Here is an 8,885-nt window from a genome sequence, read left to right as displayed (position 1 = left end):
CACGCGCGGACGACACCCGACAGGAGCGATACCCGAAGCCCCCACCCACCGGCCCGCACCCGACGCTCCCACCGGAGCGATACCCGGCCGCCTTCGCCTCACCCACCCACTCGCCCGCACCCGGCCCACCGCCACCGGCCACTTCCCGGCGCTGCCCGGTGGCCCCGCCCCCGGCCGCCCTCCGAGAGTGTTGGGGCGCCTGGAGGTGACGGGTCAAGGGGGGCCGAAGGCCATCGCGCAGCGACGCCGGAGGCGCCCTTGACGCGGCGCCGGAAGGTGCCACTCTCGGAAAGAGGGCGGCCGCACCCGCACCCACGCACCCGGCCCACCCCACACACCTCACCGCCGAGCCCGCACCCCTACCGCCCCTTCCCCTACCGCCCCTCCCCCTACCACCCCTCCCCTACCTACCGCCCCTCCCCCTCCAGTGCCTCCGCCAGGACCTCCGCCAGGTGACGGGGGCGACGTTCCGTCAGGTGGGTGATCTGGGTGCGGCAGGAGAAGCCGTCCGCCAGTACCTCCGCCCGGTCCTCGGCGCCGCGCAGCGCCGGCAGGAGCTGGTCCTCGGCGCAGGCGCGCGAGACGTCCTCGTGGCCGGGCTCGAAGCCGAAGTTGCCGGCCAGGCCGCAGCAGCCGCCCGCCAGTTCGCCCGTCAACCCCGCCCGCTCCCTGAGGCGGCGGTCCGGGGCGTCGCCCAGGACCGCGTGCTGGTGGCAGTGGGTCTGGCCGGTGGCCCGGCGGTTCACGCGGGGCGGGGTCCAGTCGGGGGCCAGCGCCTCCAGGGCCTCCGCGAACGTGCGGATCCTCGCCGCCAGGCGGGCGGCCCTCGGGTCGTCCGGGAGGAGTTCCGGGAGGTCGGTGCGGAGGGTCGCCGCGCAGGAGGGCTCCAGGACGACCACCGGGCGGTCGGCCGCCTCCCCGTCCACAACCTCCATCACGTCCAGCGTCCGCCGCATCACCCGCCGCGCCGCCCCCAGCCGCCCCGTCGACACGTAGGTGAGCCCGCAGCACACCCGTCCGTCCGGCAGCGCCACGCCCAGCTCCGCCTCCTCCAGGACCCGCACCGCCGCCCGGCCCACCTGCGGGGCCAGGTGGTCCGTGAAGGTGTCGGGCCACAGGACGAGGGCCGGCGGGCGGGAGGAGGCGCGTTCGGCGAACCAGCTCGTGAACGTCCGCTCCGCGACCCTCGGGAGCGGCCGTTCCGATGTGACGCCCGCCAGTCCGGCCGCGTACGGCAGCCGCGTCGCCACGTTCAGGCCGCGCCCGAACACGTCCAGCCAGCGAGGCAGTCCGCCCATCGTCCAGTGCGCGCGCGGCCTCCGCCACCAGCGGCCCGCCCCGGCGTAGTGCCGGTCCAGGAACTCCGCCTTGTACGCGGCCATGTCGACGCCCACCGGACAGTCGCTGCGGCAGCCCTTGCAGGACAGGCACAGGTCCAGCGCCTCGCGCACCTCCTCCGACCGCCAGCCGTCGGTGATGACCTCGCCGAGCGCCATCTCGTGCAGGAGCCGGGCGCGCCCCCGTGTCGAGTGCTTCTCCTCTCCGGTGGCGCGGAAGGACGGACACATCACCCCCGCCCCCTGACTCGGCCCGGCGACCCGGCACTTGGCGACGCCGACACACCGCGCAGCTTCCCTCCCCAGCCCCAGCCCGAGCCCCAGCCCCTCCCCTTCCCGCACCCCCACCACCGGCAGCCCCTCGAACCGCAGTCCCGAGTCCAGCGGTTCCGGCCGGACCAGCATTCCGGGGTTGAGGCCGCCGTCCGGGTCCCAGACGTCCTTCACCTCGCCGAACAGGGCGACCAGCTCCTCCCCGTACATCCGGGGCAGCAGCTCCGCCCGCGCCTTCCCGTCGCCGTGCTCGCCCGACAGGGAGCCGCCGTGCGCGACCACGAGGTCGGCCACGGCCTCGGAGAAGCGGCGGAAGTCGCGTACGCCCTTCCCCGTCCACAGGTCGAAGTCGATCCGTACGTGCACACAGCCGTCGCCGAAGTGCCCGTACGGGACTCCCCGGAGGCCGAATGCGGCCAACAGCCCGCGGAAGTCCCGCAGATACGCGCCCAGCCGGGCCGGCGGCACCGCGCAGTCCTCCCACCCGGGCCAGGCGTCCCCGCCGCCCGGCATCCGGGTCGCCGTCCCGGCCGCGTCCTCCCGGATCCGCCACAGCGTCCGCTGCGCGTCCGGGTCCCGTACGACCGCCGCGTCGACGGCGTCCGCGGCCCGGACGAGCTCGCCCGCCGCGGCCGCCCCGTCCACCTCGCAGAAGAGCCAGGCCCCGCCCCGCGGCAGCCCGGACGCCGCGCCCACGAGGTCGGCCGCCATGCCCTCCACCGTCAGGGGGCCGTACGCCAGCAGGCCCGCCGCCGCGTCCGCCGCCGCCGTCTCGTCGGCGTAGCCGAGGACGACGAGGACCGGCTCGGCGGGGAGCGGGACGAGCCGGACGGTCGCCTCCGTGACCACGCCGAGCGTCCCCTCGCTCCCGACGAAGGACCGGACGACGTCCACGCCCCGCTCGGGGAGCAGCGCGTCCAGCGCGTAGCCGGAGATCCGGCGGGGCAGACCGGCCGGATAGCCGGTCCGCAGCAGGGCGAGTCGCCGGCCGACGAGGTCGAGGAGGCCGGCGGGTGCGCCCCGCCCCTCCGTCCCCAGCGTCAACCGTTCGCCCCGGTACGTCACCACTTCGAGGGAGTGGACGTTGTCGGCGGTCGTGCCCCAGGCGACGGAGTGCGCCCCGCAGGCGTTGTTGCCGATCATGCCGCCGAGGGTGCAGCGGCTGTACGTGGACGGATCGGGGCCGAAGGTGAGGCCGTACGGGCGGACCGCCTCCCGCAGTCGGCCGAGGACGAGTCCGGGGCGGACGACGGCGGTGCGGGCCTCGGGGTCGACGGAGACGATCCCGTCGAGGTGGCGTGTGAGGTCGAGCACGACGCCGGTGCCGGTGGCCTGGCCGCCGATGGACGTGCCGGCGCCGCGCGGGACGACCGGGACGCCGTGGCTCCGGCACACCTCCAGGGCGGCGGCGACGTCGTCGGCGTCGCGCGGCGCGACCGTACCGGCGGGAACGCGGCGGTAGTTGGAGGCGTCCATGGTGGTGAGCGCCCGCGCGGTGGGGGTGAAGTCGACGTCCCCGGCGAGCGCGGACCTGAGGTCGGCGGCCAGTCTTCCGTGTGTGCCCTCGTGTGTTCCCACGACGCAAGGATGTCTCGTCCTTCGTCTCATCCGGCGGACATCGGGCGCTCGCGGGCTTGCCGACCCGATACTCTCCGGCTCGTGGCCGATATCCAGATTCCCGCTGACATCAAGCCCGCTGACGGCCGTTTCGGCGCGGGCCCCTCCAAGGTGCGGACGGAGGCGCTGGACGCCCTGGCCGCCACCGGCACCTCTCTCCTGGGCACCTCCCACCGCCAGGCTCCGGTCAAGAACCTGGTCGGCGAGGTCCGTGACGGCGTCTCCGAGCTCTTCTCGCTGCCCGAGGGCTACGAGGTGATCCTGGGCAACGGCGGCTCCACCGCCTTCTGGGACGTCGCGACCCACGGTCTGATCGACACCAAGTCGCAGCACCTCACCTTCGGCGAGTTCTCCTCCAAGTTCGCGAAGGCCGCGAAGCTGGCCCCGTGGCTGGCCGAGCCGACCGTGATCTCCTCCGAGCCGGGCACGCACCCGGAGCCGGTGGCCGAGGCGGGCGTCGACGTCTACGCCTACACCCACAACGAGACCTCGACCGGTGTCGCGGCCCCGCTGAAGCGGGTCGCGGGCGCGGACGAGGGCGCGCTGGTCCTCGTGGACGCGACCTCGGGCGCGGGCGGTCTGCCCGTCGACATCACCGAGACGGACGTCTACTACTTCGCCCCGCAGAAGTCCTTCGCCGCCGAGGGCGGCCTGTGGCTGGCGGTGTTCTCGCCGGCCGCGCTGGAGCGGGCCCAGCGGATCCACGCGTCGGGCCGGCACATCCCGGAGTTCTTCTCTCTGCCGACGGCGATCGACAACTCGCTGAAGAACCAGACGTACAACACCCCTGCCCTGTCGACCCTCTTCCTGCTCAACGAGCAGCTGAAGTGGATCAACGGCCAGGGTGGTCTGGAGTGGGCGGTGGCCCGTACGAAGGAGTCCTCGGACGCCCTGTACACGTGGGCGGAGGAGTCGAAGCACGCGACGCCGTTCGTCACCGACCCGGCGAAGCGCTCGCAGGTCATCGGCACGATCGACTTCGCGGACGAGATCGACGCGGCGGCGGTCGCGAAGGTGCTGCGCGCGAACGGGATCGTGGACACGGAGCCGTACCGGAAGCTGGGCCGCAACCAGCTGCGGATCGCGATGTTCCCGGCGATCGACCCGGCGGACGTGCGGGCACTGACGGCCTGCGTCGACTACGTGATCGAGCGTCTCTGAACCAGTGATCGGTGATCGGTGGTCGCTGGTCGCTGATCTCTGATCTCTGAATCTAGTCAGGGGAGGGGTCCGGCACGGGTGCCGGGCCCCTCCCCCTCTGTCATCCGGCGGCCTGGGCCTTCACGTGGTCGATGACGGCGGTGAACTCCTCCGTCGGGGAGAACTCGACGATGTCGACGTCCTCCAGCGCCTCGGGTGCGTGGCCGGGGCCCCAGTAGTACGCCTGCCCCGCCTCGTAGATCTCGTCGCCGTCGGCGGTCCGCATCCGGAGGCGGCCCCTGAGCAGGTAGCCCCAGTGCGGGCAGGGGCACAGATCGCCTTCCAGGCCCTTGAGGGCGGGTGCCATGTCGGTGCCCTTGGGGAGGTGGAGGAAGGCGACGGTCATGCCGCCTCCCGCCTCCCGCATCCGGAAGTCCAGGCCGTCACCTTCCATGGCGACCGGGGTGCCCTCGCGCGTGAATGCCGTCATAACGCCTCACCTCTTCGGTCTCCTTCCAGTCTGGGCCCGGGGTGTGCCGGGGGCGAGACGGGCGAGACGGGGCGGGACGGGGCGGGACGCGGCCGTCGGCTCAGTCGCGGCGGAGGAGCCGTTTCACGCCGAAGACGAGGACGGTGGCGCCGGCGAGGACGAGGAAGCCCTTGGTGGCGCTGCCCTCGGAGTCGGTGGCGGCGGGCGTGGCTCCTGGGGTGGCGCCGGGGGTGGGCGCGCCCTGGCCCGGGTCCGGGTCCGCCGTCCGGGGTGCGTCCGGGCGGTCCACGCGGACGACGCGGCTCTGGGCGCCTTCCGAGCCGAACAGCATGCCGGTGCCGTCGAGGGTGTACGTGACCGATTCCGCCTGGCCCTGGAAGGGGGCGCCGGGCGAGGTGCCGTCGCCGGCGATGCGGCCGTCCTTCCAGTCGTACTCGCGGGCGCTGAAGTAGCCGCGCAGGAGCAGCCTCTGCCCGTCGGGCGAGAAGGCGCCGTCGGTGACCCAGGGGACCTCGCCGATCCGGCGGAAGGTGTTGGTGCCGGAGGCGGAGAGGCGCTGGGGGCCCTCGTACAGGCCGCCGCCGTCCTCGTTCTTGCTGGCGATGTAGACGCGGCCGGTCTGGGGGTGGACCATCAGCGCCTCGGCGTTGCGGGGGCCGTCGGCGTACCTGACGACGTACTGCTGGGCCCGGACGGTCTGGTCCTTGAGGGTCTTCGGCTCGGGGAAGCGGTAGATCCAGACGTGGTCCCAGGAGCCGTCGAGGTTGTCGCCGATGTCGCCGACGTAGACGGCGCCGTCCGGGCCGACGGAGACGGCCTCCATGTCGCGGGGGGTGCCGACGCCGGTCAGGGTGACCGTCGCGACCGTCTTGCCGGTGCGGGAGTCGACGGCGAAGATCCGGGGCTCGTCCTGGTCGTTGTGCGTCCAGTAGACGCCGGGGTGGGCGCGGCTGGCGGCGAGGCCGCTGGACTCGGTGATGCGGGAGTCCTCGATCGTGAAGTCCCGGTCGGGTTCCTGCCCTTCGGCGCGGGCATGGCCGGCCGGGAGCAGCGCCAGGGCGGCGGCCGCGCCGAGGGCGCACAGAGCAGATCGCATGGATCAAGCGTGCCATGGCGCCGGACGGACCGGCCCGGGTCGCGGGGAGGCCGCCGGCACGGTCGGCGGGGAGGGTGCCGGCACGGTCGGCGGGGAGGGTGCCGTCACCGGCCGGGGAAACGGTGTTGACCTGCGGGGAGGCCGCTGTCATGGTCGCGATCATGCCTACCTTCTCCGCCCCCGACGGCACCCTGCTCGCGTACCACGTGTCCGGCTCCGGCTCCGTTTCTGGCTCTGGTTCCGGCTCCGGTTCCGGCGACCCGCTGCTCTGTCTGCCCGGCGGTCCGCTGCAGGACTCCGCCTATCTGGGTGACCTGGGCGGTCTCGACGCCCACCGGACGCTGATCCGGCTGGACCTGCGGGGCACGGGCGCGTCGGCGGTGCCGGAGGACCCGGCGTCGTACCGCTGCGACCGGCTGGTGGAGGACGTGGAGGCGCTGCGGGTCCACCTGGGGCTCGGCGCGGTCGACGTCCTCGGGCACTCGGCGGGTGCGAACCTGGCGGCGCTCTACACGGCCCGGTACCCGGAGCGGGTGTCCCGGCTCGTGCTGGTGACGCCGGGCTCGGCGGCCGTGGGGCTCGACGCGGCCGGGGAGGAGCGGCTCGCGGCGGCGCGGCGGCCGTGGCGGGAGGACGAGCCGTGGTTCCCGGAGGCGTACGCGGCGCTGGAGGAGCTGACGTCGGGGCGGGGCGGGCCGGAGACGTTCCAGGCCGTGGCGCCGTTCTTCCACGGAACGTGGGACGAGGCGGCGCGGGAGCGGCACGCCGAGAGCCACCGGCAGCGGAACGGGGAGGGCGCGGCGGTGTACGGGAGCGAGGGGGCGTACGACCCCGCCGCGACGCGCGCGGCGTTGAGGGAGTTCGGGCGTCCGGTGCTCGCCGTCGCCGGTGAGGGGGACGTGAACTCGCCGGTGGAGACGGTGACCGCGTACGCGGATCTGTTCCCGGCGTCGCGGCTGTGGGTCCTGGCGGGCGGCGGGCACTTCCCGTGGCACGACGACGCGGAGTGGTTCACGGAGAAGGTCGCCGCGTTCCTCCGGTAGCGGCGGGGGCCGTGTCCCGGATCACGTATCTGCGCGACTCGGCGGTCCGGGATGATGTGACCATGCGTTTTCTGTTCGTCGGCGACAGCATGACCATCGGACGCGCCGGCGACTGGACCTGGCGCTACCGCATGTGGCGGCACCTGGAGGCCGTCCTGCCGGGCTCGTACGAGATCGTCGGGCCGCGCACCGGTCTGTACGACCCGGCCGCCGACGCGCCGGTCTCGGACGCCTACGCCGACCCGGCCTTCCCCGCCCCGGCCCGCCGGCACCTGGCCGGGTGGGGCGAGGGGTGGCTGCACATGGCGCCGGTGGTCGGGGAGACCGTGGCCGCCACCGGCGCCGACGTGCTGTTGGTCTCGCTGGGCCTGATCGACCTGGGCTTCTACACGAACAGCGACCAGACCGAGGAGAACGTGCGGGCCTTCCTGGCCGCCGCCCGGGCCGCGAACCCTCGGGTCCGGGCGGTGCTGCTGCCCGTGATCCCGAACGTCCGCGCCACGTACGACGCGCCCTTCGCCGCCGAGTGCGCCCGCTTCAACGAGCTGCTCGCGAAGGCGGTCGCCGACCTCGACTCGGCGGTCTCGCCGCTGCTGCTGGCGACGGTCCCGGAGTCGTACGACCTCCAGGAGGACACGTACGACGGGACGCATCCGGGTCCGAGCGGCGAGCACAAGCTGGCCGCCGCCTTCGCCGGGGCGATGCACCAGGCGTGGGGGCTCGGCGGGCCGTACGTCACGCGGCGCGGGTGAGCCGGTTCGCGAAGGTGGAGAGGGTGTACGCGCCGATCCCGAGGACGACCTCCAGGGCGTTCTGACGGGTGTGGCCGGCGGCCTCGAAGGCGGCCAGTTCGGCGTCCGACACCGCGCCCGAGGAGGCGAGCACCTGGAGGGTGAACTTCCGGACGGCGTCGAGGCGTTCGGGCGCGGGGGCGGGGCCGAGGGCGGCGAGCTTCGCCTCGTGCATGTCGATGCACAGGTGGCACTGGCTGCGGTGGGCGACGGTGAGGATCACGGTCTCGCGGGAGTGCGGGTCGAGGCTGGTGGACTCGAACATCGCGGAGAGCGCGAGGAAGGCGTCGAGGACCTGCGGGGCCTGGGCCTTGAGGAGCGCGACGGCGCCGGCGGTGCGGTCGGGGAGGCCGGCGGGTGCGGTCTGCGGATGCGGGTCGGGGTTGGGGTGCGGGTGCGGGTGCGGGTGCGGCAAGGTGGTCCCCCTCCTAGAATGGACAACATGGTTGACCATGTCGCTGAAGAAAACGTAAACCAGGTTGTCGATCCGGGCAAGGGGATTCCCGACTCCCCCGGTTTCCTGTTGCCGCTCCTGCTCTTCGGCGGCTTCCGCACCCTCATCGACCGGCTGCACGCCCGGCTCGCCGACGAGGGTCACCCCGACATGCGGCCCGCCCACGGCTTCGCCATGCAGGCGATCGGCGGCCGGGGCGCCACCGCCAGCGAGATCGGCCGCCGGCTCGGCGTCTCCAAGCAGGCGGCCGGCAAGACCGTCGACCGGCTCCTCGCCCTCGGATACGCGGAACGCGCCGACGATCCCGCTGACGCGCGCCGCAAACTCGTCCACCTCACCCCGCGCGGACACGACGCCCTGGCCCGCTCCGCCGCCGTCTTCGACGAGCTGCGGGCCGAGTGGAGCGCCGTCCTCGGCGCCGACCGCGTCCGCGCCCTGGAGGAGGACCTGCGGAACGTCGTCCCCGCGGAGACCACGTTCCGCCTCGACGCCACCAGCTGGCTCGGCGGCGTCTGAGCCCACCGTCAGGAGGGATCCACCAGGAGATCAGGACCCGCCAGGAGATCAGGACCCACCAGGAGATCAGGACCCACCAGGAGGTCAGGACCCACCAGGAGATCAGGACCCGCCAGGAGGTCAGGACC

The 8,885-nt window shown here is 73.8% G+C and carries 8 protein-coding genes; 4 read left to right on the top strand and 4 right to left on the bottom strand.

The genetic code is table 11. The features are described 5' to 3' along the window. Positions 1-407 precede the first annotated feature (407 nt). Entirely contained in the window at positions 408-3,218 is a 2,811-nt protein-coding gene (locus IF73_RS0121625) for an FAD-binding and (Fe-S)-binding domain-containing protein (RefSeq protein ID WP_031010571.1), read from the bottom strand. A 51-nt stretch (positions 3,219-3,269) separates the two neighbouring features. Here IF73_RS0121625 and serC point away from each other — a divergent pair, with 51 nt between their 5' ends. Beyond that, a complete protein-coding gene (gene serC, locus IF73_RS0121620) occupies positions 3,270-4,388 on the top strand; it encodes a phosphoserine transaminase (RefSeq protein WP_031010565.1) in 1,119 nt (372 codons plus the stop codon). Positions 4,389-4,488: 100 nt separating this feature from the next. Here the strand turns inward: serC and IF73_RS0121615 are convergent, their stop codons facing one another. Further along, a complete protein-coding gene (locus IF73_RS0121615) occupies positions 4,489-4,857 on the bottom strand; it encodes a hypothetical protein (protein WP_031010562.1) in 369 nt (122 codons plus the stop codon). Positions 4,858-4,957: 100 nt separating this feature from the next. After that, entirely contained in the window at positions 4,958-5,953 is a 996-nt protein-coding gene (locus IF73_RS0121610; protein ID WP_031010560.1) for a membrane protein, read from the bottom strand. A 161-nt stretch (positions 5,954-6,114) separates the two neighbouring features. Between IF73_RS0121610 and IF73_RS0121605 the strand changes: the two genes are divergently transcribed. Together IF73_RS0121605 and IF73_RS0121600 are read left to right on the top strand one after the other, a co-directional pair. After that, complete coding sequence (locus IF73_RS0121605) at positions 6,115-6,996, top strand: alpha/beta fold hydrolase (RefSeq protein ID WP_031010557.1); 882 nt, start codon at positions 6,115-6,117, stop codon at positions 6,994-6,996. Positions 6,997-7,058: 62 nt separating this feature from the next. Further along, complete coding sequence (locus tag IF73_RS0121600; RefSeq protein ID WP_031010555.1) at positions 7,059-7,748, top strand: GDSL-type esterase/lipase family protein; 690 nt, start codon at positions 7,059-7,061, stop codon at positions 7,746-7,748. Here the strand turns inward: IF73_RS0121600 and IF73_RS37890 are convergent. Further along, on the bottom strand, positions 7,732-8,202 hold the full coding sequence (locus IF73_RS37890) for a carboxymuconolactone decarboxylase family protein (protein WP_051717111.1): 471 nt from the start codon (positions 8,200-8,202) through the stop codon (positions 7,732-7,734). The two genes, IF73_RS0121600 and IF73_RS37890, sit on opposite strands and share 17 nt — an antisense overlap. A gap of 27 nt (positions 8,203-8,229) precedes the next feature. Here IF73_RS37890 and IF73_RS0121590 point away from each other — a divergent pair, with 27 nt between their 5' ends. Further along, positions 8,230-8,757, top strand: coding sequence for a MarR family winged helix-turn-helix transcriptional regulator (locus IF73_RS0121590; RefSeq protein ID WP_051717114.1), 528 nt, complete (start codon positions 8,230-8,232; stop codon positions 8,755-8,757). The last annotated feature ends 128 nt before the right edge of the window (positions 8,758-8,885 follow it).

Origin of the sequence: Streptomyces sp. NRRL F-5727, assembly GCF_000719555.1 — a bacterium.
In the GTDB taxonomy this organism is placed as follows: Bacteria; Actinomycetota; Actinomycetes; order Streptomycetales; family Streptomycetaceae; genus Streptomyces.
Note: the sequence above shows the minus strand (reverse complement) of the source record. Positions and strands in the feature narration are given on the sequence as shown.

Coding starts and splice junctions, on each gene's coding strand:
- IF73_RS0121625 (WP_031010571.1), bottom strand. CDS start 3,218: ATGAGACGAAGGACGAGACATCCTTGCGTCGTGGGAACACACGAGGGC.
- IF73_RS0121615 (WP_031010562.1), bottom strand. CDS start 4,857: ATGACGGCATTCACGCGCGAGGGCACCCCGGTCGCCATGGAAGGTGAC.
- IF73_RS0121610 (WP_031010560.1), bottom strand. CDS start 5,953: ATGCGATCTGCTCTGTGCGCCCTCGGCGCGGCCGCCGCCCTGGCGCTG.
- IF73_RS0121605 (WP_031010557.1), top strand. CDS start 6,115: ATGCCTACCTTCTCCGCCCCCGACGGCACCCTGCTCGCGTACCACGTG.
- IF73_RS0121600 (WP_031010555.1), top strand. CDS start 7,059: ATGCGTTTTCTGTTCGTCGGCGACAGCATGACCATCGGACGCGCCGGC.
- IF73_RS0121590 (WP_051717114.1), top strand. CDS start 8,230: ATGGTTGACCATGTCGCTGAAGAAAACGTAAACCAGGTTGTCGATCCG.